This window comes from Enterobacter sp. BIDMC 30 (genome assembly GCF_000534355.1).
In the GTDB taxonomy this organism is placed as follows: Bacteria; Pseudomonadota; Gammaproteobacteria; order Enterobacterales; family Enterobacteriaceae; genus Enterobacter; species Enterobacter ludwigii.
The window spans coordinates 2,507,503-2,531,604 of record NZ_KI973169.1; the positions used below are offsets into that span (position 1 = coordinate 2,507,503).

Consider the following 24,102-nt stretch of genomic DNA (forward strand, 5'->3'; position numbering starts at 1 on the left):
GTCAGGCACCTGCTTTCTTGAACGTCAGTGGAACGACGGTTTTGGCATCATAACGGGCATTACATTCAGCGACATCGCTGGTACCTGCTTTACAGGCAACTTCCGGCATCGGGTAGCGTGAACCGTCTGTGCAGCGGGCATTACCGCGACTCTTAATCATCAGTTCGCCATTGCTGTGCAGCCCGGAGAAAACCTCCACGCGGCAGACAACATTGTCACCGTGAACAACACGAGCGAAGCCTTTATTGTTCTGGATCTGATAGCGCAGCGACGGTGGTTTGCCGGTAATCGGATCTTTCACGTCGAGGATCGCACGCCATGTTCCGTTCAGAAAACGCGTCGACCCCGCTTTCACCTGGTTTGCTTCCATGACCATGGCGTCTTTCGGGATCGCCGCAATCACAACCGGCGCAGGCGCTGGGGTAGCAACGGGAGCCGGCTCTTTTTCTTTGCTTGCGACCACCTCTGCCTGATGCAGCGGTAATTTCATCGGCAGTGGCTCAACGGCTTTAATCGGCTTTGGCGCAATGGCGACAGGTTCAGGGGCAACGACAGCCACTGGCTCGGCAGAAGGGGCCTGTTTTGGCCACAGCAACGGGGTGGCAATCGCGGCAACGATCACGGCGGCAACCGGAAGCGTCCACAGGGGAACGCGGCGTTTTTTGGCTACGATCGCAGGCTCTGGCTCGGGTTCTTCCACAGGCGGCACAATGACCGGCGCAGGCTCAGGCGTATACAGTTCGTCCGGCGTGATGCGCACCACCGTGGCCGGGGCGATCAGCGGCTCATCGGCCTGTTCAAAGGTCAGGACTGGGGTCGGTTCCGGCTCGGGTTCAGGGTCTTCAATGACAATCGGGGCTGGCTCAGGGATCAGCGATTCACGTAAACAGTCGAGTACGTCGTCACGCGCATTCTCATTGAGGTTTACAAACCCCCAGAAGCTTATGACCGGCTTTCCATCAACCAGGAAAAGGAAATTTTCGCCGGGAAACTGAAATGCTTTCGACAGCAGGGAGCCGAAAAGCTGTTGCGCTGTTTTTGGCGACTGCAGGCACTTCTTACTGAGCGATTCAACGCTGGCCAGCGTATTTTCCAGATAGCGAAGGGCGCGATAACGATCGTCTTCGTTCGCCGCTTTCCAGCTGGTTACACTACCGTCGACCGGCGAATACCAGTCGACACGGTCGCCACCATCATTGACCTGCGGAATAGCCAGACAGTCGACAATCGCCTGTTGTTTGCGTAACCGGAGCGCTTCCCGGATTTGTAACGCTGATTCAAAAACGGCTTGTCCGCCGCCGCCAACGGCCTGAAAGTCATCCAAATTACCGCTGCGTAAAAGAGTTTTTGCCACGATTTGATCCCATATACTTCTTCACACCGTTACTTTAACGAAATCGGGAAGCAACCAAACGGAGGAAGAGACGCCAAAAGGGACGATTTCTTGTGGCATAGAAAGGTGCGGTTGTGCTTGACGAATAATGGCACTTAAGGCAAATCAACCTCTGGCGCACTGGCTGTAAAACCAGCGGAAAACGTTGCTTTAGAATAACCTGATAGTGATTCGTTATTTGCCAGGTTATAGCGGCTGTGCTGTTATTACAGTCCAATATAATAAAACTGCCAGGGTTATAACCATGTCTACAGGGAAAACGCTGCTCGCCCTCGCGCTGAGCACTCTCTTACCAGCAGGTGCCGCATGGGCGGCGAATAATGACACCATCATTTATTGCTCTGAAGCATCACCCGAGTCTTTCAACCCGCAGATCGCCAGCTCAGGCCCGTCATTCGTGGCCAGTTCTCAGGTCCTGTATAACCGCCTGATCAATTTCGACCCGGTGAAAAACACCCCGGTACCGTCGCTGGCAGAGTCCTGGACAATTTCCCCGGACGGTAAGACTTATACCTTTACGCTGCGTAAAGGGGTCAAGTTCAACAGCAATAAATACTTCAAGCCGACCCGTGATTTTAATGCGGATGACGTTATTTTTTCCGTCATGCGTCAGAAAGACCCTAAGCATCCTTATCACAATGTCTCGCAGGGTAATTATGAATACTTTAATGACGTAGGTCTGGACAAGCTGATTCAGGACGTCAAAAAGGTTGATGATTATCACGTGCAGTTTACGCTGAGCGAACCAAACGCCGCATTCCTTGCTGACTGGGGGATGGATTTCGCCTCTATTCTTTCCGCTGAATACGCTGACGCGATGCTGAAAAAAGGGACGCCTGAGAATGTCGATACCTGGCCGATTGGTACCGGGCCGTACGTTCTGCAGCAGTACAAAGTGGATTCGCTGATCCGCTACGTCGCTAACCCGAACTACTGGGAAGGTGCGGTTCCGACGAAACACCTTATTTTCTCCATCACGCCAAACGTAGAAACGCGTCTGGCGAAGCTGCAGACCAACGAATGCCAGATTATTCCTGCGCCGTCACCGGTTCAGTTTGATGTTATTAACAAAAATAAAGACCTGAAGCTGCACGCCGTGGAGGCGTTGAACGTGGGGTATCTGGCGTTCAATACCGAGAAAAAACCGGTTGATAACGTGCTGGTGCGTCAGGCCCTGAACTATGCGACGGACAAAAAAGCCATCGTGAATGCGGTCTTTATGGGTTCCGGTACGGTGGCGAAATCACCCATTCCGCCGAATATGCTGGGCTTTAATAACGATCTGAAGGACTACAGCTACGATCCTGAAAAAGCGAAAGCTTTGTTGAAACAGGCCGGTCTGGAGAAGGGCGCGGACGTGACGCTGTGGTCAATGCCTGTGCAGCGTCCGTATAACCCTAACTCGAAGCGTATTGCGGAGATGATCCAGAGCGACTGGGCAAAAGTCGGCGTGAAGGCCAAAATTGTCTCTTACGAGTGGGGCGAGTATCTCTCCGGTATGCGTAAAGGGGAGCATGATTCCGCGCTGTTTGGCTGGATGTCCGATAACGGCGACCCGGATAACTTTGCTGATGTACTGCTGGGATGCGACAGCATCAAAACCGGATCGAACGCCGCGCGCTGGTGCGATAAGGGGTATGATGATCTGGTCAAGAAAGCCAAACTGACCAGCAACCCGGGTGAGCGTGCGAAACTCTACAGCCAGGCGCAGGAGATCTTCTATGCTCAGGCACCGTGGATTGCGCTGGCGAACGGCAAAACGTTCTACGCCACCCGCAGCAACGTAACGGGGTACAGCGTGAGCCTGATGGGCAGCGATTTCTCCAAAGCGAAACTGAACTGACATTTTTCCCGGCAGGCACCGCGCCTGCCGGGCATCTGGCAAGGAGTGACAATGTCACATTTAAATGAAGTTATCGCCCGTGTCGATACCGCCATCGAAGCGGGAGTGATTAGCCGAATGAATGAACTGCTGATCGAACTGAGCGATGACGCAGCGTTAAGTCGTGAAGATCGCTACAGTCAGCAGCAGCGTCTGCGTACCGCGATTGCACATCACGGTAAGCAACATAAAGAAGAGATGGACGCCCGTCAGGAATTGCTGACCAAAGGCGGTACGATTCTGTAGCGGTGAGCCGGGGGTCAGAACTGGCGTCTCGCAACCAGCCACGCCCCGACCACCAGCATTACGGCACCGCACACCGGGCCAATCAGCGCGCGCAAGGGGATGCCATTGCTTCTGAGTACATCCATTACCAGCCCGCCAATCAACTGGCTTGCCACCAGCACGGCGATGGTTGTCGCTGCGCCAACATTTTGATAGCCGCTGATACTGGCAAAAACAAAAAACGACCCTAACAGCCCCGGGATCAACGTCCACCAGCGGATCGTTGAAGCCAACTCGCTAAATCCGGCGAAGCCCTGTTTTAGCAGCAGAATGCTGACAAACAGCACAATGCCAACCAGAGAATTCAGCAGCATCGCGATAAGAATGGTCGAGGAGGACTGAGTGATGCGCACCATTAAGGTGTTTTGCACCACCAGGCCAATTCCCGCCGCCACCAGAAAAGCCAGCGTCAGAGACTGATTCATGAGATAGCGTCCGGATCGCTGCGCTCATCAAGCTGCAACTGCATAAAGGTCAGATCCAGCCAGCGGCCAAACTTCGTGCCCACCTGCGGCATCTGACCGGTGGTCACAAAACCGAGCGTCTCATGAAGATGAATAGAGGCCTGGTTTTGCGCCTCAATGCCCGCCACCATGACGTGTTTGCCGAGGGTCCGCGCTTCAATAATCAGCGCGTTCATCAGCGTGCGGCCAATACCTTTGCCCTGATGATCCGGATGAACGTAGACAGAATGCTCTACCGTATGCCGGAAACCGTCAAAGGCGCGCCAGTCGCCAAACGAGGCGTAGCCGGTGATAACGCCATTCTCTTCACTCACCAGCACCGGGTAGCCTGCGAGGGCACGCGCCTCAAACCAGGCAATGCGGTTATCCGTATCGACGGTTTTATCATTCCAGATCGCGGCAGTATGCAGCACCGCGTGGTTGTAAATCTCCCCAATAGCGGCGCAGTCTTCTTTGCAGGCATGACGAACGATCATGTTTGAACCTCTGAGTGTGTTGTTCACTATAGTGTTACGTTGTGAGTACGATATTACACAACTGTACAGACGGATGGCTATGACATAAGCCAGATTTTTTTGTTATCAAAACCGCGTTGAAATGCCGTTCATACACTATAGTATGACGTCATGAATACTATGACAGACACAATGAATCAAAGGATTAGCGCGCGAATTCGCCTTGAACGCGAGTCGCGAGGATGGTCATTAAGCGAGCTTGCTGACCGGGCCGGCGTCTCGCGCGCCATGATCCACAAGATAGAGCGCGGGGACAGCAGCCCGACGGCGACCTTGCTCGCGCGGTTATCCGGCGCGTTTGGCATCAGCATGTCAACGCTGATCGCCAGGGCCGAAATGCAGGAAGGAAAGCTGCTGCGTCTGGAAAACCAGCCCGTCTGGCGTGACCCTCAGACACACTACCTCCGCCGCCACGTTTCACCCCGCACCGATCTGCCCATCGATCTTGTTCAGGTTGAGCTGCCGGCGGGAAGCGATGTCCCTATGCCCGCTTCGTCGTATGCGCTGGCGCGCCAGCTTATCTGGCTGCAGTCTGGCGAACTGGTTTTCCAGGAGGGCGATACCCGTCATGAAATGCACGCCGGTGATTGCCTGGAACTGGGGCCGCCTAACGACTGCCGGTTCATTAATGAGACGAATGAAACCTGTATCTATCTGGTTGTGCGGCATAACCAGTCTGGCTCGTAAAGTTAAAGCGTTTACGCCGATCATGAGCCAGGCTCTAATGACATTTGTACCAGAAGGAGTTCCTGATGAATCAATCTGTTTCGCAAAATCGCCGCTGGGTTCTGGCTTCTCGTCCGCACGGTGCGCCGGTCGCGGAGAATTTTCGTCTGGAAGAGCAGCCTGTTCCTGAACCTCAGGCAGGACAGCTTTTGCTGCGCACGGTCTGGCTGTCGCTTGATCCTTACATGCGTGGCCGCATGAGTGATGCACCTTCCTATTCACCGCCAGTGGAAATTGGGGCGGTCATGGTGGGGGGAACGGTCAGCCGCGTGGAGCAGTCAAACCATCCGGACTATACGCCGGGTGAGTGGGTGCTGGGCTACAGCGGCTGGCAGGAGTATGAAATTTCAGACGGCAGCGGCCTGGTGAAACTGGGCGATAATATTTCTCACCCCTCGTGGGCGCTGGGCATTCTGGGTATGCCAGGGTTTACCGCCTATATGGGGCTACTGGACATCGGCCAGCCTAAAGCCGGTGAAACGCTGGTGGTTGCGGCGGCGACGGGGCCGGTTGGTGCGACGGTCGGGCAGATCGGTAAAATCAAAGGTTGCCGGGTGATCGGCGTTGCCGGTGGTGCAGAAAAATGCCGCCATGCCGTCGAGGTGCTCGGGTTTGACCAGTGCCTGGATCATCATGCCGATGACTTCGCGGCCCAGCTGGAAAAGGCCTGCCCGAAAGGGATTGATGTCTATTATGAAAACGTCGGCGGGAAAGTCTTTGACGCCGTGTTGCCCTTACTGAACACCTCGGCGCGCGTACCGGTATGTGGTCTGGTGAGCGGTTACAATGCGACGGGTCTGCCGGAAGGGCCGGATCGTTTGCCGTTATTGATGGCGACGATTCTGAAGAAACGTATTCGTATGCAGGGGTTTATCATCGCTCAGGACTACGGCCATCGCATCAAGGAGTTCCAGGATGAGATGGGGCGCTGGGTGCAGGAAGGCAAAATTCACTACCGTGAGCAGGTTACAGAGGGCCTGGAGAATGCGCCTGAGGCGCTGATTGGCCTTCTTGAAGGAAAAAACTTCGGCAAAGTCGTGATTCGCGTCGCGGGTGACAATAAATAATCTAAAATATGGCGGGGTTTCCCGCCATATTTATTTGTGAAGATACGATATATTGTCTTTAATTAACTGGACATGGCTTTTCGCGCCTTCCGTTCAGATGAGCACGAAAACGAAAAAAATAAATTTTGCATTTCTTGACATTTTTACAGATTTCCCATCACCAGGCATGACGATACAGGATATATCGGAACAGCGTCGTTTATAAAAAACGGCGTTTAAAAATAGCATTAAGTATTAGCTACAGGAATTGAACATGCTTGATTTGGACCATTTAGAAAAAGCGCAAAGGATCAGTCTTACCATGCAAGTCGAACTCAGTTTGAAAGGCGCGTTAATTACAGGCTCACTGAAACCTGGCGCTCGACTGATTACCAAAGAAATTGCTGATAAATTAGGAACCAGTATTACCCCGGTTCGCGAGGCGCTTTTGCGTCTGGTGTCGTCTGGGGCATTGCACGCCACGCCGGCCCAGGCGTTTCTGGTTCCTGAGGTCACGCTTGAGCGTTATAACGAGATTAACGCCATCAGAAAACAGCTTGAGCCTATGGCGGTAGCTGCCGCCTGTCAGCATATGACGGAAAATAAGCTGGAGGTGTTGCGCAAGCTATCAGAGACATTCCATGAAGCCATGCGCAACGGGCACGTTCAGCAGGCGCTGCATGCTAACCGCATCTTTCGGTTTACGCTTTATCAGTACGCGGAAATGCCGACACTCAGCGCCTTAATTGAGCAGCTATGGGTGCGTATTGGACCTTGCATGAACTATCTGCATCAGGAGCTTAACGACATCAAGGTGTCGACTTATCACTACGCCGAGCTCCTGTCCGCGCTTGAGCGAAGAGATGTTGATGGCAGTCAGAAGGCGATAGAGACGTTGATTGACGAAGCGAACACGCTTTTACAGCGACAATATTTTAACTGAGAGATTATTTAGCAGAGCGACTATATCCTGCCGCGAATTATATTCCTGGTTAAATACTCCTGATGGCTTATTGCCATCAGGAGCGTTATTCCATTTATAAAAATAATATTCAGCAAAAAAGAATGCTTTTTGCTTACTCGAAGCGATAAGAGACCGACAGACCTACGCCGTAGTTACGGCCCGGTGCAGGTTCGTAATAACGCCCGTTGGATTCATTCACGATAACCGATCCGACATACTCTTTATCGAACAGGTTATCGACGCGACCAAAGACGTCCATTCCCCAGTTACCGTAGTTGAATTTATACCCGGTATTCAGCCCAACCACCGTGTAGGACGGGGCTTTCGCCGTGTTCTCGTCATCCGCCATGATATCGCTCATGTAGCGCACATCCGATCCCGCATACCAGCCTTCTTCCGGCTGCCAGCCAAACGAGGCATAACCCATGTTGCGGGCAATGCCCGGCATACGGTTGCCGTTACAGTCGCCGGTGCTGCACACGTTGGTTCGATAGGTGGCGTCCAGATAGGTCCACGCCATTTTCAGCTTCCAGTTCTCAGCAAACTGCTGATCCAGGGAAACTTCAACCCCCTGACGACGGGTTTTACCGGCGTTTTTATAGCTGGTACGACCACCAGCGCTGGCATCGACGACAATCTCATCATCCGTATCGGTGCGGAACAGCGCTGCCGTCAGCAGACCATTACCGATACGGGTTTTGCTGCCCACTTCATAGGTATTGTTCGTGGAAGGTTTCAGGCCAATGTTGAGGCCGCCCTGGTTATCCGCACGATAAGAGAGCTCATTGATGGTTGGCGTTTCAAACCCGCGACCTGCCGCAGCATAGAGATTCCACGCATCGGTCACGGCATATTTCACCGAACCGGCCGGGAGCCACTTATGATAGCTTGCGTCACCGCTGTCGTCTCCGTTGCCCGGGGTCACGTAATGGTCGTTGGAGTCAAACCAGACCGAGCTGTAACGGACGCCGGCATCCACGGAGAGTTTCTGCGTTAACTGCCAGCTGGTTTGCAGGTACGGGTCGACGTTCCACATCAGGTTACGTTCGTTACGACGTTTGTCGCCCTTGACGCCGTACTCCGGCACGCCGTTGTTCATGACGAAGTTCTCGTATCCGCGACGATCTTCGCTCATGTTTTCGTAGTTCAGACCGGTGGTAAAGGTGACCGGAACCAGCAGTTCGCCACGGTGCGTCCAGCGGGTATCAATCCCCTGGTAATGGCGCTGCATATCAATCACGCCGCCGGAGTGGGAAGGTCTCAGCTGAGGCTGATAAGGAATTGACTGGTACTGCGTCATTTCACGTTCGCCGGCGTACATCATGACGCTGAGATCGTCCTGGGTGCTGAGCTGACGATCGTAGCGCAGGCCAGCCTGGGTCTGCTTGATGGTCTTGCGCGTATTGTATTGATCGCCACGCGGAGACTGGCGAGGGTTGTCATGCCACTCCTGGGCACTCAGTCCACCCGGATCGTTGGCTTTCATGTCCACGCTGTTGAAAATCAGCGTCAGCTTGCTCACGTCATCAATACGAACACCCAGTTTAGCGTTGGCGAGATTCTTCCGCGCGCCGCTGTGGTCGCGATAACCTTTAGTCGTGAAACGGGTAGTGGACACGGTGTAGTCCACATCCCCGGCATGCGTCCCGTCACCCATCGCGCCGGTGGCTTTCATTCCATAGCGCCAGGTACCGTAACTGCCGTAATAGCTGCTGGCCTCGATGGTCGGCGGTTGCTGCCCGGTCTGGGTCTTCATGTTGATCACGCCGCCAGAGGCGTTGCCATAAAGGGCAGAGAAGGGGCCGCGCAGCACTTCTACGCTGTCCACGCTGGAGAGATCGATATTGGAGGTTTGTCCCTGTCCATCCGGCATGGTTGCCGGAATACCGTCGACATACATACGGATACCGCGCACGCCGAAGGTTGAGCGGGCACCAAACCCACGCATCGAAAGCTGGAGATCCTGAGCGTAATTCTGGCGGTTCTGGATCTGCAGTCCCGGCACGCTGCCAAGAGATTCAGACAGGTTAATGCGTGGCGCAGCATGACGCATATCATCGCCATTCACGACGCTGACCGCCGCCGGGGTATCGAGCTCCGAGACGGTTTGCGGCGTGGCGCTGACGATCATGGTCTGTTCATCAGCACTCATCGCAGTGAGAGGCGCAGAGATAACAGGAACCAGCAGCAGTGGAAGCGTTGCCTTACGGGCAGAAATGATTTTCATGAAATAGACCGGTTATGGAAAAAACGTACCAAATGGAACATGTCCATATATGTTAAATCTTTTGTAAATCTTTTGAAAACTATAACCGCACATTGCGTTAATGAAAGGCCAGGGAGGAAAGAAAAACTCCACATTTAACTCATAAATGATTACTATTCTCATTATCAAGACGGCAATGCCATTACGTTGCCTGCCGGAAGTGATGTCAGCAGTAAACCCAGTGTTCAAAAAAGGAATTGTTATGTCTTTACGTCATCTGTGCTCGCCGCGCCTGAGTATGTCTCTGCTGTCAGGGGCGTTACTGTTTGCCGGAACCTTCCAGGTTCATGCTGCCGAAGAGATGTTGCGCAAAGCGGTCGGGAAAGGCGCATATGAAATGGCCGTGAGCCAGCAGGAGAATGCGCTGTGGGTCGCGACATCGCAGAGCCGCAAAACGGACAAAGGCGGGATTGTCTATCGCCTTGACCCGGTCACGCTGGACGTGACGCAGGTCATTCATAACGATCTCAAACCGTTCGGTGCCACCCTTGATAATGCCACACAGACACTGTGGTTTGGTAACACCATCAACGGCGCGGTAACCGCGATTGATGCCAAAACAGGTGACGTGAAAGGGCGACTGGTGCTGGATAACCGTCAGCGCAGTGAAACCGTCAAACCGCTGCAGCCGCGCCAGCTGGTGGCCGATGACAGCACAAACACGGTTTACATCACCGGCGTAGGCCAGGAGAGCGCGATTTGGGTGGTGGATGGTGCAACGCTGAAGCTGAAAGAGACCATCGGCAGTACCGGTAAATTCAGCACCGGCCTGGCGCTGGATGCGAAGGCAAAACGTCTTTACACCACCAATGCTGATGGCGAACTGGTGACGATTGATACGGCAACCCACAAAATCCTCAGCCGTAAAAAAGTGCAGGACGACGGTAAGGAGCACTTCTACCTGAATCTGAGCCTGGATACCGCCGGACAGCGTGCGTTCTTAACCGACTCAAAGCAGCCGGAAGTGCTGGTGGTGAATCTGAAGGACGGCAGCGTCATCAAGAAAATTGCCGTGCCTGAATCGCTGGCCGTTCTGTTTAACCCGGCGCGCAACGAAGCGTATGTGACGCACCGTGAAGCGGGTAAGGTGAGCGTAATCGACGCGAAAACCTACAACGTTACCAAAACCTTCGACACCCCGGTCTACCCGAACAGTCTGGCGCTCTCAGCGGATGGCAAAACCCTGTATGTGACGGTAAAACAAAAATCGACCCGTCAGCAGGAAGCCACCCAGCCTGATGACGTGATTCGTATCACGCTCTAAGTTTCGCTCCTCAACACAAAGAAAAAGGGAAGGCGCAATGCCTTCCCTTTGTATTAACCAGCAGGTCGATATTAACGCGACGTCTCTTCAACCAGCGGGGCGTCGTGTTTGGCATCATCAGGATGAACCGGCGCCGTGCTGTGAATTTCTTGTACGCGTTTACGCACGCCAAACCAGCCGGCAATCAGCAATACGGCCAGCAGAGGAATGGTGGCGATCGTGTAGGTACCGTTCGGGTAATCAAACGCCATCAGCACCAGCACGCTGAACAGGAACAGCAGAGTGAGCCAGGAGGTCACCGGTGCGCCCGGCAGCTTAAAGCTGACTTCAGCGGCTTTGCCTTCTTTGATCGCTTTGCGCAGACGCATCTGGCAGACCACGATAAAGGCCCAGGAGGCGATGATGCCGAGCGCGGCAACGTTCAGCACGATTTCGAATACCTGAGACGGTACCAGGTAGTTCAGGAACACGCCGAAGACATATACCACCAGCGTCGCCAGAATGCCCGCGTAAGGCACATGCTGACGGCTCATCTTCGACATGAATTTCGGCGCCGAGCCGCCCATCGACATGGAGCGCAGGATACGACCGGTGGAGTAAAGACCCGAGTTCAGACTGGAGAGTGCTGCCGTCAGCACCACGATATTCATGATGCTGCCAACATAAGGCACGCCCAGTTTAGAGAAGAAGGTCACAAACGGGCTTTGACCCGCCTGATAGGCGTTCCACGGCAGCAGCAGAACCAGCAGCACCACGGAACCAACATAAAAGAGACCGATACGCCAGATAACGCTGTTAATGGCTTTAGGGACCATGGTCTGTGGGTCTTTACATTCACCCGCCGCGGTGCCGACCAGCTCAATGGACGCGAACGCGAACACCACACCCTGAACCAGCACCAGCGCAGGCAGCAGGCCATGCGGGAAGAAACCGCCGTTATCAGTGATCAGGTGGAAACCGGTGGCATTGCCATCAAGCGGTTTACCGCTACCGAGGAACACCGTACCTACGACCAGGAACACCACGATGGCCAGCACTTTTACCAGCGCGAACCAGAACTCCATCTCCGCGAACCACTTCACGCCGATCATGTTCATGGTGCCGACAATGGCCAGTGCGCCCAGCGCAAACACCCATTGTGGCACATCACCAAACGCGCCCCAGTAGTGCATGTAAAGCGCGACGGCGGTGATATCGACAATACCGGTCATTGCCCAGTTGACGAAGTACATCCATCCAGCAACGTAGGCCGCTTTTTCACCGAGGAATTCACGGGCGTAAGAGACAAAACTGCCGCTGGAAGGGCGATGCAGTACCAGTTCGCCCAATGCACGAAGAATGAAGAAAGAGAAGATCCCGCACACCAGATAGACCAGGGCGAGAGCCGGGCCAGCCATCTGCAGACGAGCGCCAGCACCTAAAAACAGACCCGTTCCGATAGCGCCGCCGATGGCGATCATTTGAACCTGACGGTTGCCCATCGCTTTGTGGTAGCCCTCTTCATGGGAGTTTAACCAGCGACGTTTAGCAGCGTGATGATCGGCTGCGCTTTTATTGCTTGTTTTCATTGAGTTACCTGTTTGCCTGTCTGAACCATTATCGTGATAGTCCTGCCTGGCAGAGTGCAATACAAACGATTGCTTCTGCGCAAACACATGTTGCCTTCCCAGTCATTCTGCGTATGGATAAGGCGAAACATGGCGAGGCATCCTACCTGCAATTCATAAGCGACGCAAAATATAACCGTGCCGAAAGTGATGCACGTCGAAGGAAATCGTGTGGTCAGAGCAGACGGGGATCACAACACGCTGAATAGCGGTGAGTTTTTAGACAAATCCATTAATGAAGTGGTGCTTTAATCATCAGTTTCGCTTAATGATTGCGCAAAGCAACCAGCGCATAACGGCGCCTTTGCTCAACCGCCAAAAACGGCAATCGCCTGTTGCAGGCGGGTCGTGCGCTGCGTCAGATGGTGTGCGGCGTCCGTCACGTTATCCACCATACCGGTATTGTTTTGGGTCATTGTACCGATGCGGGAGATGGACGCGTTAATCAGGGTCAGCGCCTGTGTTTGCTCCTGCGTGGCGTGGCCTATCTCCTTAATCAGAGAAGACATCTCCATGACATTGCCAATCATCACCGTGAGCTGCGATTCAGTTTGCTCGACCTTCTCCACGCCGGCGTTCACGCTGGAAACGTTTTTCTCTATAAGCGTTTTGATCTCTTTGGCCGCGGTGGCAGAGTGCTGGGCAAGGTTGCGGACTTCGGCCGCCACGACCGCAAAACCGCGTCCGGCATCACCCGCACGCGCCGCTTCAACGGCCGCGTTCAGCGCCAGAATATTGGTCTGGAAGGCGATACGATCGATGACGCTGATGATGTCGACGATCTGGCTGTTATCCTGCGACACGGACTGCATCATGCCGATAGTCTCTTTCATCATTGCTTCACCGCGGTGAGCGCTGGTGCGGGTGCGATCTGCCATCAGGATCGCGTCTTTCGCCGTTTCAGCCGTCTGCTGAACCGCGCTGGCAATTTCTTCCACGGCTGAGGCCGTTTGCTGCAGAAAGTCTGCGGTTTCTTCGGTACGCGTTTGTAATGCCATACCTTCTTTCGCCACCTGCTGGCTGATTGTACTTATACCGCTGATTTGCGCACCGACATCGTCCACCAGCGAATGGAGGTTCAGACCCGACTGATTCACCATGCGCATCATCAGGCCGATTTCATCGACGCGGTCAAAATGGTAATAGTCCGCTTTACGTCCTGAAACCACCCGCTGCATTTGCTGGACAATGGATTTAACCGGCTTCGCAATTTGCGCATGAAGATATACGGCCAGGGCAATAAATAGCAGAGCCAGACCTACAGACTCAACAATACGATCGGCAAATATAAACAGCTGCAGGCAGGCGAACAGGGCGGTTATCGCAATACCAAGATGGATCCTTTTACTGGTGCTGAGGCGTTTAAACAGCGACGCAAAAGAGAACAGACCGTGGCGAACAAACAGGCCTTTATAAAAGCGATGATGTTTTAATTCATTATTGCGCACTTTCTCATACCGTTTTTCACTGACAGCAATCTCTTCACGCGAAGGAATATTCCGCACAGAAATATAGCCGGTTAACGTTTCATTCTGATAAACCGGGGTGACGTTGGCGCGCACCCAGTAGTGATCGCCGTTCTGGCGGCGGTTCTTGACCAGCCCCGTCCAGGTCTCACCCTGTTGCAGGGTAAACCACATGTCGCCAAACGCCTCGGCAGGCATGTCGGGGTGGCGAATAAGATTATGCGGCTCACCGAGAAGACTCTCTTCTTTATAGCCGCTGGCGTCAATAAAGGCAGAGTTCGCATAGGTAATATGGCTGTGCGTATTGGTGGTCGACATAAGCGTCGAACCTTCGTTAAGTAAATACTCGTTTTGTGTAACGGGAGTGTTATTCCGCATCAGTAACCCCATGGTCATATATCAATAAAAAAAGAGCCCGTTAAACATTCAGGCAAGTTTGTAAGGTTTGTTTTTATTTTTACTGTCGGCATATTCTCTACGAAAGTTATGCGTTCCGGAATACCCTGTATTTAGTATTTTTTATTTTTAAAATGCGACCGATGTAATAAAAATGAAAATATTTATCGATGCGTTTTTGTGGCGCCCTGCAAATAAACGCCATAAGGCAAATTAAAAGCGGGAGATCACTCTTCGACGTAAACTGACCCGCCGAAATAGCGTTTCGTTAACAAGATGAAAACGCTATGCTTTAAGGGTTTTTCTTCAACAGGGGGCAGCAGGTTGAAAGTAAATGTGATTGGCACCAGCGGGAGTGGAAAAAGCACCCTGGCGAAGCGTATCGCCGCAGAACTGGATATTCCTTACATTGAAATGGACCGACTTTACTGGTGTCCGGACTGGCAGGGCACACCGGACGCTATCTTGCTGGAAAAACTGGAGACGACGCTAAAGGCGTCAGCGGAGTGGGTGCTTGATGGCAACTATAACCGTACGCGTCCTGTGAAATGGCGAGACGTGGATCGGGTGGTGTGGGTGGATTATGGGTTCGCCCGAACTTTGTATCAGGCTGTCACCCGAGCGTTCACGCGCGCCTGGCACAAACAGGAACTGTGGCCCGGTACGGGAAACTGTGAGAGTTTTCGTCGCTCATTCTTGAGCCGTGAGTCCATTATTATCTGGACAATCAAAACCTGGCGCAGCAACCGCGCACGTTATGCACGCGATATGGTAGACCCGCAATACGCCCATATTCATTTTGTCCGCATTACCCGCCGCAGTGAGGTGGAAAACCTCATTTCATCGCTTAAGTCACACGCGTAGCATGGATTTATATATCTGATTTCCGGCAAACCAAATGTAAATTAATTGTTTCTCAGAGGTGAAATACGCCTTTAATAATGACGACATGTTAAGTCAAACGAGAACGCAACATGTCCTGGCGAATCAGTATTCTGGATAAAAGCCCCATCGCTGAAAACGAAACGGCTGCCGATGCACTGGCGCGAACCCTGGCGCTGGCACAGCAGGCAGAAAATCTGGGCTATCACCGTTTCTGGATTGCCGAACACCACAACACGCCCCAGCTGGCCAGCCCTTCACCCGAACTGTTAATCGCCTGGATCCTCGGGCAAACCCGGCGTATCCGCGTGGGCTCTGGTGGCGTCATGCTCCAGCACTACAGCCCTTACAAAGTCGCAGAAAATTTCAACCTCCTGGCCGCGCTTGCTCCCGGACGCGTGGATCTGGGCGTCGGGAAAGCCCCAGGCGGCCTGCCGCTCTCCACCCGGGCGCTGCAGCAGGGCCTCGATCAACAGCAAAAAGGCAGTTTTGCCGAACAGCTGACACAGCTTCATCATTGGATCCAGCCGGAAAATCAGTCGGTGGACGAGGCCGTTCGCGCGACGCCGCTGCCGCCGGTTCCGGCGCTGGGGTTCCTCCTGGGGGCCAGTACCGAAAGCGCGCTGCTGGCCGCGAAACTTGACTGGCATTTTGTCTTTGCTGCTCACCTGAATGGGGATCCGGCGCTGCTGCGTGAAGTCATCACCACCTGGCGTAACCACAGCGCCCGGGATGCGATTGTGGCGGTTCAGGTCATCGTCGCTCAGTCGCAGGCTGAGGCGGAGGCACTGGCACAACAGGTTGAAGTCTGGGGCGTCGAACTGGCAAATGGGCAGCGCGTCACCGTGGCCAGCGAAGAGCAGGCCTATGCCTTTGCCCGACAGGCGGGCAGCGAGCCGGTGCGCATTGCCCGTCGGGCACAGTCGCTGCTGGCGGGAACAGCTGAATTGGTGCTGGAACAGTTGAACGCCCTGCACGAAAAATGGGGCATTGATGAATTCATTATTGATACCCCCGTTGCGGATGGCGTAACGCGACTACAGTCCCTGCGTCTGCTGGCGCAGGCGAAGCTTAACAAGGAGGTCGCCGTATGCGTTTTGACGAACAACTGATTGCCTGGCGCCGGGAGCTGCACCAGAACCCGGAGCTGTCCGGCCAGGAGGTCGAAACGACCGCTCGCCTGCGTCAGTGGCTGACGACGGCTGGTATTACGCCGCTGCCTTATGCGCTTCAGACCGGCGTGGTGGCCGAAATCGGCACGGGGAAAAAGCTGATTGCGCTGCGGGCCGATATTGATGCCTTGCCCATTGAAGAGCGCAGCGGCGTGCCGTTTAGTTCACAGCGTGCGGGTGTGATGCATGCCTGCGGACACGATATTCATACCAGTGTGATCCTCGGGGCGGCGTTAAAACTTAAAGAGCGTGAAGCGTCTTTAAACGGGCGTGTGCGGATCCTTTTTCAGCCGGCTGAAGAGAACTTTGGCGGCGCGAAAAGTATGGTGCGGGCCGGTGCCTTACGTGATGTCAGTGCCATTTTCGGGATGCATAACGAGCCGGGGCTGCCGGTCGGGGAATTTGCCACCCGCGGTGGACCGTTCTACGCCAACGTCGACCGGTTTGTTATCCGAATTACCGGTAAAGGCGCGCATGCTGCACGTCCGCATGAAGGTAACGACGCCATCGTGCTGGCGAGCCAGCTGGTAACGGCGTTGCAGAGCGTTGCCAGCCGCAACGTCAACACGCTTGATTCCGTGGTGCTGAGCGTCACGCGCATTACCGGGGGCAATACCTGGAACGTCCTGCCGGAAAGCGTTGAGCTGGAAGGCACGCTTCGCACCCACCGCGTGGAAGTGCAGCAGAATGTGAAAGCACGCGTCGGCGAAATTGCCGCCGGGTTTGCCAGCGCGTTTAGCGCGCAGATCGACATTACCTGGTACGCCGGGCCTACCGCGCTGGTCAATGACGTGCACTGGGCCGAATTTGCCACCGCCGTTGCCAGAGAATCTGGGTATGAAACGCAGCACGCCGAGCTGCATATGGGTGGGGAAGATTTCGCAGTGTATCTGCAGCAGATCCCCGGGGCGTTTGTCAGCATCGGTAGCGCCAGTCCGTTCGGTTTACATCACCCGGCCTTCAACCCGGATGAAGCATTAATTGAGCCCGCTGCCCGCTATTTTGCACAGCTTGCGGAAAAAGCCCTGCAACACGTTTAATTCTGAAGAGGTGAATATGTCTGCAACCCGACAATTGCGGCTGGGAACCATTTTGCATGGTGCTTCCGGGAACATGTCTGCCTGGCGTCATCCGGCGGCGGTCGCCGATGCCAGCATTAATTTTGATTTTGTAAAAGCCACGGCGTTAAAAGCCGAAGAGGGGAAGCTTGATTTTTTATTCGTCGCCGACGGCCTCTATATTAACGAGAAATCCATCCCGCATTTCTTAAACCGGTTTGAGCCGTTAACGGTCTTGTCCGCACTGGCAAGTCTGACCTCGCGCCTCGGTCTGGTCGGTACCTTATCGACCTCCTACAGCGAACCGTTTACCGTGGCGCGCCAGTTTGCCAGCCTGGATCATTTGAGCAACGGACGCGCAGGCTGGAACGTGGTGACCTCACCGCTCGAGGGGTCGGCGAAAAACTTCTCGCGCGAGAAACACCCTGAACATGCGCTGCGCTACCGGATAGCGGATGAATACCTCGACGTGGTGAAAGGACTCTGGGATTCCTGGGAGGGGGATGCCTTTGTGCGCAACAAAGAGAGCGGGCAGTTCTTTGACCCGGCAAAACTGCATACGCTTGATCACCACGGCGATTTCTTCCAGGTGGCCGGTCCGCTCAATATTGGCCGCACGCCGCAGGGACGCCCGATTGTCTTTCAGGCAGGTGCATCGGATGACGGAAAAAAACTGGCTGCGAAACATGCTGACGCCATTTTTACCCATCATGAAACGTTAGAGGAAGCCAAAGCGTTTTATCGCGACGTGAAACACCAGCTTGAATCCAATGGCCGCAGGGCATCGGACTTACATATTTTTCAGGGCGTCAGCGTAATTGTTGGCAAAGACGCGGAGGACGTGGAGAACCAGTATCAGACAACCGCGGCTCTGGTGTCGATTAACGATGCCCTGAATTACCTCGGCCGTTATTTCGAACATCACGATTTCAGCCAGTATCCGCTTGACGAGCCGTTCCCGGACATTGGTGAACTGGGTAAAAACAGTTTTCGCAGCACGACCGATGAAATTAAGCGTAATGCTCGCGAACGCAACTTAACCCTGCGTCAGGTTGCACTCGAAGCGGCATCCCCGCGCCCGCGCTTTTCCGGTACGCCGGAGGAGGTGGCAGACGGTCTGCAGGGCTGGTTTGAGGCATTCGCCGCGGACGGCTTCATTATTCAGGGTGGAACGCCGGACACGTTCCCGCGTTTTGTTGACCAGGTTGTCCCGGTGTTACAGGCCCGCGGGTTATTCCGCACCGACTATCCCGGCACTACGCTGCGCGACAGTCTGGGTTTAGACGAACCGCAAAACCAGTTCACACAACAATAATAGAGAACCTCGCTATGCAGAAATCATCGCTTATTCTGGCGCTTGCGCTGGCCTTTTCCCCTGCCGTCTGGGCAGAGAATGTGAATATTAACGGTACTGGCGTGAGCCTGGAAGCCAACAAAACGCCCGTCAACACCGCCAAAAACAGCGACGCCATCGCGCAACTGCCGAAAGATTATCGCTTCGCCGTGCCGGGCAAATTCACCGTGGCGGTTGCCGCGCTTAACTCACCGCCGCTGACCGTTTTTTCCGACGACAATAAAACGCTGCTCGGAAGCGAGGTGGACGTTGCCCGTCTGGTGGCCGACAGCCTTGGGCTGGAGCTCAACGTGGTGCCAACCTCCTGGGAGGACTGGCCTCTGGGTGTCGCCTCCGGGAAATACGATGCGGCGATCAGCAATATCACCGTGACCAGAGAACGCAAAGAGAAGTTTGATTTTGCCACTTACCGTAAAGATTCCCTCGGCTTCTATGTGAAATCGACCAGTCCGATTACCTCGCTGCAGAAGGCGGAGGACATCGCCGGGCTGCGCATCATCGTAGGTTCCGGGACCAACCAGGAGGCTATCCTGCTGGCGTGGAATGCGCAGAACGTGAAGAAAGGCCTGAAGCCGTTTACCCCGATCTACACCAAAGACGATGCATCACAGACCCTGTCTCTCCAGTCAGGCCGCGCAGATGCGTTCTTTGGCCCGAACGTGACTGGCGCATGGAAAGCGGCGCTGACCGGGAAAACGAAACGGGTTGGGATTGTCGACGGCGGCTGGCCGAAGGCGGCGCACATTGCGGTGACGCTGAAAAAAGGCAGCGGCCTGGTCGAGCCGGTACAGACTGCACTTAACGGGGTCATCAAAAACGGCGATTACGACAAAGTGCTGAACCGCTGGGGGGAAGGGGTAGAACGTATCCCTCAATCAGAAGTGAACCCGGCAGGACTGGGTGACTAAGGAGGCGCTATGCGCGAGCATTTTCGGGACGTGTCACCGGAAGACGCCGATCTTCAGCCCATTATCGACGGATTATTCGGTGAATATGCCGCCCGCTATGGCGACTACTTCTCTAAAGACGCGGAAGTGGAGCTCACTGAGTGGTACCTGGCCCCGCAGGGGCTGTTTATTGTCCTTGAGCGTGACGGCGACATCATCGCCACCGGCGCGTATAAACCGTTTGATGAACGCACCGCTGAAATCAAACGAATCTGGACGCACAAGGCGCTGCGTCAACAGGGGCTGGCGGCCCGCGTCGTCCAGGAGCTGGAGCGTCGGGCGGTACAGGCCGGTTACAGCCAGATCTACCTCACCACCGGTTTTCGTCAGCCGGAGGCGGTCAGGCTCTATATCAGCCAGGGCTATCAGCCGCAGTTCGATCTGAACCGCGATCCGGAAGAGTACAGCCAGCCGCCGTTCGATGGCCGGCTGCGTTTCACCAAAACGCTGATCAGTGAAGCGTTCAGTAAAACAGCATGAGGAATGACGATGAGCAACGTTGAAACCATTAAGGTGGTCCCGGCGCGTTATCCGCTGCGGACTGTCGGTGCCGTGGTGGCGCTGTTTGTGCTTGCGGTGGTCATTCAGTCCGTGGCCTTTAACCCGCGCTGGGAGTGGTCTGTCTTTGCCCGCTGGTTCTTTGATCCGGTTATCCTCGAAGGCGTAGGGCAGACATTGCTGTTGACCCTGATCGGCACTGCGCTGAGCGTGGTCATCGGCGGCCTGCTGGCGCTGGCGAGACTCTCTTCATCCTGGCTGCTGAGCAGCCTGGCCTGGGGGTATATCTGGCTGTTTCGTTCGTTGCCCCTGATTGTGGTTCTGATCATTCTCTATAACTTTTCCTATCTCTACGACACGCTCTCGCTCGGCGTACCCTTCACCGCCATTACCTGGGGTCGCTTCGAAACCATCAACGTGCTGGGACAGTTTTCCACCGCCGTGGTGGGGCTGACGCTGGTTCAGAGCGCGTATACCGCCGAGATCATTCGCGGCGGTTTTCTGGGGGTGGATCATGGTCAGTATGAAGCGGCGGCGGCGCTCGGTCTGCCAGCCTGGCGTCGCACGGTGCGTATCATTTTGCCGCAGGCGCTACGCACGATTCTGCCGTCCGGATTTAATGAAATTATCAGTCTCGCGAAAGGCACGGCGATGGTGTATGTCCTGGCGATGCCGGAACTCTTCTATACCATTCAGATGATCTATAACCGCACGCAGGAGGTGATCCCGCTGTTGATGGTCGGTGCGGTCTGGTATCTGGTGATTACTACCGTGTTGTCTGCCATTCAGCATGTTGTGGAGCGCGGGCTTGCCCGCAGCGAACGCCGTTCAGCCGTTAATCAAAACCGGGTAGCCAGTCGCGTCCGTTCCGTATCCACCGCATCAGTACAGGAGCCCGTCCATGCAAACCTCTCCTGAAGGGCATATTTCGATTACCGGCGTCAGTAAGTTTTTTGGTCGCCATAAAGCGCTTGATAACGTCTCGCTGGAGATCCCGCCCGGATCGGTAACGGTGATCCTCGGGCCTTCCGGATCGGGTAAATCGACGCTTCTGCGTACCATTAACCATCTGGAACGCGTCGACGAAGGGTTTATCCAGATTGACGGTGACTACATCGGTTACCGCCGTCAGGGTGACAAACTCTACGAGCTGAAAGAGAAAGAGATCCTCAAACAGCGCGTCAATGTGGGCTATGTCTTCCAGAACTTTAATCTCTTTCCGCATCTCACAGTGCTGGAAAACCTGATTGAAGCGCCCATCGCCCATAAAAAACTGAGTAAGAAAGAAGCCGTTGAAAGGGCATACAGCCTGCTGGATGTGGTCGGGCTGCGCGATAAAGCCGACGCCTGGTCGCGCCATCTCTCCGGTGGCCAACAGCAGCGTATTGCCATTGCCCGCGCGCTGGCGTTACGTCCTCGGGTAATGCTGTTTGATGAGCCCACTTCAGCGCTCGACCCGGAACTGGTTGGCGAAGTGCTGGATGTGATTAAAAAGCTCGCCCGCTCGGGTACCACGCTGGTGGTGGTCACCCACGAGATCGGCTTTGCCCGGGAAGTGGCGGATCAGGTGGTCTTTATGGTCGACGGCAAAATTGTGGAGCAGGGCAGCAGTGACGACGTATTAACCCGTCCGTCGCACCCGCGAACGCGCCAGTTCCTGTCAAAAGTGCTGTAAGGAGCGCAGATGAAATATGCTTTTCTGGCCGGTCTGGCTTTTACGGCCGCGAGCCATGCGGGTATCGATTTACACGCCAACGAGCAGCCGCTGCCGGTGACGGTAGATCGGCAGGCCGTCGCGAAGATCCCCGCGAACTATAAATTTGTTGAGCCGGGCACGCAAACGGTAGCGATCTCAGCGCTCAACTCTCCACCGCTGGCGCTGCTTGCCAGCGATAACCGGACGCGGATTGGCAGCGATCCGGATATTGCCCGCTTGCTGGCGGGCAGTCTGGGGTTAAAGCTGAAGCTGGTTCCCACGGCCTGGGAAGACTGGCCGCTGGGGATCAGCTCCGGACGCTATGACGTGGCACTGGTGAATATTGCGGTGACCGAACAGCGAAAAGAGAAATTTGATTTTGCGACCTATCGCGTCGACTCGCTGGCGTTTTCCGTGAAATCCACCAGCGCAGTCCAGGCGATTAACAGCGCAAAAGATCTGGCAGGCAAAAAGGTGATTGTCGGTTCCGGGACCAATCAGGAGCGCATTCTGCTGGGCTGGAATGAAGAGAACAAAAAAGCCGGTCGTGCGCCTGCGCTGCCGGTCTATCTGACCGATGATGCTTCCGGCAACCTCTATATTCAGTCCGGCAGGGCGGATGTGTTCTTCGGGCCTCAATCCGTATCCGCCTATAAAGCGGCGTTGACCGGCAAAACGCGCGTAGTGGGTCTCGGGCCGAAGAGAGCCTATGTCGCCACGACGACCAAAAAGGGCAATGGGCTGGTTTATGCTTTGCAGGCTGCGCTGGAGGGCGCTATTACGCGTGGAGAGTACCAGCGGGTGCTGGCACGCTGGGGAGAAGAGGGCGAAGCGGTGACGCAATCCGACGTGAACCCGCCTGGGATAACCTATTAGTCATGTCTACACTTAGGGTTTTCATCCCGGAGGGGGCAACATGATTAAACTCTATGGCGTACCCGGCTGGGGATCGGCAATCAGTGAAGTGATGCTGACTCTGGCAGACATCCCTTATCAATTTATCAACGTGGACGGGTTCGACCAGCCCGGCCCGCAGCGTGAGTTGCTGAAAGCACGCAATCCGCTGTGTCAGGTACCCACGCTGGAACTGGAAAACGGAGCGATCATGACCGAAACGGCGGCGATTGCCCTGATGGTGCTGGACAGATGTCCCGATCTTGCGCCTGCCGTCGGGCAGGCTGAGCGGCAGCAGTTTCAGCGGTTGCTCATCTGGTTTGTTGCGAACGTTTATCCCACCTTTACCTACGCCGACTACCCTGAACGCTGGGTGCCGGATGCGCCGGAGCAGTTGAAAAACAGCTGTATTGAATACCGAAAATCACTCTATTTGTGGTTCGACAGCCAGCTCAGTGCCACCCCTTTTGCGCTCGGGGAACGGCTGACGCTGCTTGACGTCTACATCACGGTTGCACGCACCTGGGGGCCTCGCCATGCATGGTTTGCGGCGAATACGCCGAAGATAACGGCGATTGCGGATACCGTGTGCCAGCTGCCGGAACTGCACAAGGTGTTAAAGGCAAACGAGATAATCTGATAACGTGGAACTCACATTCATAACTGGAAGCCTGCATATGCCACACGTAGATATCAAATGTTTTCCCCGTGATTTGAACGACGACCAAAAAACCGCGCTGGCGGCGGATATTGCCGAGGTGATTACCCGTCATCTGAACAGTAAAGATCGCTCTATTTCGGTCGCCCTGAATGAAGTGCAGGAAGCCGACTGGAAAGCGCAGGTCTGGGATACCGAAATTGAACCCAACCTGGATCACTTAATTAAGAAACCCGGCTATTCAATGTGAGAGAGGGTCGGGCGGCGCGGAGTCGCCCGACACGACACACGCGTTACTTCGTCTGCAGCAATATTGCCATCAGCCCCGGAAAGCGGGCATCAAGATCGTCCCTGCGCAGTGAAATCATATTTTCTCGTCCCTGCGGGCGCTGCCAAATCACGCCGCTGTCGCGCAAGACGCGCCAGTGATGGGTCATCGTCGATTTCACCACCTCGTCCGGGCGCAGTGCGTTACAGCTCAGTTCGCTGCCATCGGCCAGCCTGCGGATAATCGACAGCCGTAGCGGGTTACCGAGGGCAAAAAGCACATTTTCCAGCAGTATTTGTTCAGTTTCAGGGTGGTTCGGGATCATCGTTTTCCTGCGTCTGGTGTCAGATTGAGCTATATCAACAATAGGTCAACCGTAAAAAAATAGTTCGATAATACTC

General features: G+C 54.7%; 22 protein-coding genes and 1 pseudogene. 16 read left to right on the forward strand and 7 right to left on the reverse strand.

The annotated features are described in order from the left end of the window. Nucleotide 1: 1 nt before the first annotated feature. Complete coding sequence (locus L466_RS10445; RefSeq protein WP_032680933.1) at nucleotides 2-1,354, reverse strand: SrfA family protein; 1,353 nt, start codon at nucleotides 1,352-1,354, stop codon at nucleotides 2-4. 283 nt (nucleotides 1,355-1,637) lie between these two features. Between L466_RS10445 and L466_RS10440 the strand changes: the two genes are divergently transcribed. Together L466_RS10440 and L466_RS10435 are read left to right on the forward strand one after the other, a co-directional pair. Further along, nucleotides 1,638-3,236 (forward strand): ABC transporter substrate-binding protein, encoded by a 1,599-nt coding sequence (locus L466_RS10440; protein ID WP_032680935.1) that lies wholly within the window; start codon nucleotides 1,638-1,640, stop codon nucleotides 3,234-3,236. A gap of 51 nt (nucleotides 3,237-3,287) precedes the next feature. Next, on the forward strand, nucleotides 3,288-3,521 hold the full coding sequence (locus L466_RS10435; protein WP_032680936.1) for a YdcY family protein: 234 nt from the start codon (nucleotides 3,288-3,290) through the stop codon (nucleotides 3,519-3,521). A gap of 14 nt (nucleotides 3,522-3,535) precedes the next feature. Here L466_RS10435 and L466_RS10430 read toward each other — a convergent pair whose 3' ends face one another. Both L466_RS10430 and L466_RS10425 read right to left on the reverse strand, forming a co-directional pair. Further along, on the reverse strand, nucleotides 3,536-3,985 hold the full coding sequence (locus L466_RS10430) for a DMT family transporter (RefSeq protein WP_014170257.1): 450 nt from the start codon (nucleotides 3,983-3,985) through the stop codon (nucleotides 3,536-3,538). Beyond that, nucleotides 3,982-4,500, reverse strand: coding sequence for a GNAT family N-acetyltransferase (locus L466_RS10425; RefSeq protein WP_020884028.1), 519 nt, complete (start codon nucleotides 4,498-4,500; stop codon nucleotides 3,982-3,984). Before L466_RS10425 ends, L466_RS10430 begins: the two co-directional genes overlap by 4 nt. A gap of 150 nt (nucleotides 4,501-4,650) precedes the next feature. Between L466_RS10425 and L466_RS10420 the strand changes: the two genes are divergently transcribed. The 3 genes from L466_RS10420 to L466_RS10410 all read left to right on the forward strand — a co-directional run bounded on the left by L466_RS10420 (nucleotide 4,651) and on the right by L466_RS10410 (nucleotide 7,254). Next, the gene (locus L466_RS10420; protein ID WP_032680937.1) at nucleotides 4,651-5,226 is read left to right on the forward strand and encodes a helix-turn-helix domain-containing protein; all 576 of its coding nucleotides are present in this window, start codon (nucleotides 4,651-4,653) and stop codon (nucleotides 5,224-5,226) included. 65 nt (nucleotides 5,227-5,291) lie between these two features. Next, nucleotides 5,292-6,332 carry an NADP-dependent oxidoreductase gene (locus L466_RS10415; protein ID WP_032680938.1) on the forward strand — a complete coding sequence of 347 codons (1,041 nt, stop codon included), beginning with the start codon at nucleotides 5,292-5,294 and terminating at the stop codon, nucleotides 6,330-6,332. A 253-nt stretch (nucleotides 6,333-6,585) separates the two neighbouring features. After that, a complete protein-coding gene (locus tag L466_RS10410) occupies nucleotides 6,586-7,254 on the forward strand; it encodes a GntR family transcriptional regulator (RefSeq protein ID WP_020884031.1) in 669 nt (222 codons plus the stop codon). Nucleotides 7,255-7,387: 133 nt separating this feature from the next. On the opposite strand, the gene pqqU is transcribed toward L466_RS10410, so the two are convergent. Further along, the gene (gene pqqU, locus L466_RS10405; protein WP_032680939.1) at nucleotides 7,388-9,502 is read right to left on the reverse strand and encodes a TonB-dependent receptor PqqU; all 2,115 of its coding nucleotides are present in this window, start codon (nucleotides 9,500-9,502) and stop codon (nucleotides 7,388-7,390) included. Between the two features lie 241 nt (nucleotides 9,503-9,743). Here pqqU and L466_RS10400 point away from each other — a divergent pair, with 241 nt between their 5' ends. Then, the gene (locus L466_RS10400; RefSeq protein ID WP_032680940.1) at nucleotides 9,744-10,805 is read left to right on the forward strand and encodes a 7-bladed beta-propeller protein YncE; all 1,062 of its coding nucleotides are present in this window, start codon (nucleotides 9,744-9,746) and stop codon (nucleotides 10,803-10,805) included. 71 nt (nucleotides 10,806-10,876) lie between these two features. Here the strand turns inward: L466_RS10400 and ansP are convergent, their stop codons facing one another. After that, nucleotides 10,877-12,373, reverse strand: coding sequence for an L-asparagine permease (gene ansP, locus L466_RS10395; RefSeq protein ID WP_020884034.1), 1,497 nt, complete (start codon nucleotides 12,371-12,373; stop codon nucleotides 10,877-10,879). A gap of 347 nt (nucleotides 12,374-12,720) precedes the next feature. Next, a complete protein-coding gene (locus L466_RS10390; RefSeq protein ID WP_032680941.1) occupies nucleotides 12,721-14,256 on the reverse strand; it encodes a methyl-accepting chemotaxis protein in 1,536 nt (511 codons plus the stop codon). Between the two features lie 342 nt (nucleotides 14,257-14,598). On the opposite strand from L466_RS10390, the gene L466_RS10385 reads away from it, so the two are divergent. The 10 genes and pseudogenes from L466_RS10385 (at nucleotide 14,599) to pptA (ending at nucleotide 23,683) form a co-directional block, all read left to right on the forward strand. After that, nucleotides 14,599-15,138, forward strand: a complete 540-nt coding sequence (locus tag L466_RS10385) for an AAA family ATPase (RefSeq protein WP_025204120.1) — start codon at nucleotides 14,599-14,601, stop codon at nucleotides 15,136-15,138. 110 nt (nucleotides 15,139-15,248) lie between these two features. Further along, nucleotides 15,249-16,268, forward strand: a complete 1,020-nt coding sequence (locus L466_RS10380) for an LLM class flavin-dependent oxidoreductase (RefSeq protein WP_032680942.1) — start codon at nucleotides 15,249-15,251, stop codon at nucleotides 16,266-16,268. After that, a complete protein-coding gene (locus L466_RS10375; RefSeq protein ID WP_032680943.1) occupies nucleotides 16,247-17,368 on the forward strand; it encodes an amidohydrolase in 1,122 nt (373 codons plus the stop codon). The genes L466_RS10380 and L466_RS10375 overlap by 22 nt, the downstream gene beginning before the upstream one ends. A gap of 16 nt (nucleotides 17,369-17,384) precedes the next feature. Next, a pseudogene (locus tag L466_RS24010) lies at nucleotides 17,385-19,648 on the forward strand (NtaA/DmoA family FMN-dependent monooxygenase). Nucleotides 19,649-19,657: 9 nt separating this feature from the next. Then, nucleotides 19,658-20,167, forward strand: coding sequence for a GNAT family N-acetyltransferase (locus L466_RS10360; RefSeq protein WP_014170241.1), 510 nt, complete (start codon nucleotides 19,658-19,660; stop codon nucleotides 20,165-20,167). A 9-nt stretch (nucleotides 20,168-20,176) separates the two neighbouring features. Continuing rightward, nucleotides 20,177-21,103 (forward strand): amino acid ABC transporter permease, encoded by a 927-nt coding sequence (locus L466_RS10355; protein WP_020884042.1) that lies wholly within the window; start codon nucleotides 20,177-20,179, stop codon nucleotides 21,101-21,103. Continuing rightward, the gene (locus L466_RS10350; RefSeq protein WP_014170239.1) at nucleotides 21,087-21,860 is read left to right on the forward strand and encodes an amino acid ABC transporter ATP-binding protein; all 774 of its coding nucleotides are present in this window, start codon (nucleotides 21,087-21,089) and stop codon (nucleotides 21,858-21,860) included. The genes L466_RS10355 and L466_RS10350 overlap by 17 nt, the downstream gene beginning before the upstream one ends. Nucleotides 21,861-21,869: 9 nt before the next feature. Then, nucleotides 21,870-22,757, forward strand: a complete 888-nt coding sequence (locus L466_RS10345) for a transporter substrate-binding domain-containing protein (protein WP_032680945.1) — start codon at nucleotides 21,870-21,872, stop codon at nucleotides 22,755-22,757. A gap of 40 nt (nucleotides 22,758-22,797) precedes the next feature. Beyond that, a complete protein-coding gene (locus tag L466_RS10340; RefSeq protein WP_014170237.1) occupies nucleotides 22,798-23,415 on the forward strand; it encodes a glutathione S-transferase family protein in 618 nt (205 codons plus the stop codon). A 37-nt stretch (nucleotides 23,416-23,452) separates the two neighbouring features. After that, nucleotides 23,453-23,683, forward strand: a complete 231-nt coding sequence (gene pptA, locus L466_RS10335) for a tautomerase PptA (protein ID WP_020884045.1) — start codon at nucleotides 23,453-23,455, stop codon at nucleotides 23,681-23,683. Nucleotides 23,684-23,726: 43 nt separating this feature from the next. On the opposite strand, the gene L466_RS10330 is transcribed toward pptA, so the two are convergent. Beyond that, nucleotides 23,727-24,026 (reverse strand): ArsR/SmtB family transcription factor, encoded by a 300-nt coding sequence (locus L466_RS10330; protein WP_014170235.1) that lies wholly within the window; start codon nucleotides 24,024-24,026, stop codon nucleotides 23,727-23,729. Nucleotides 24,027-24,102: the final 76 nt, after the last annotated feature.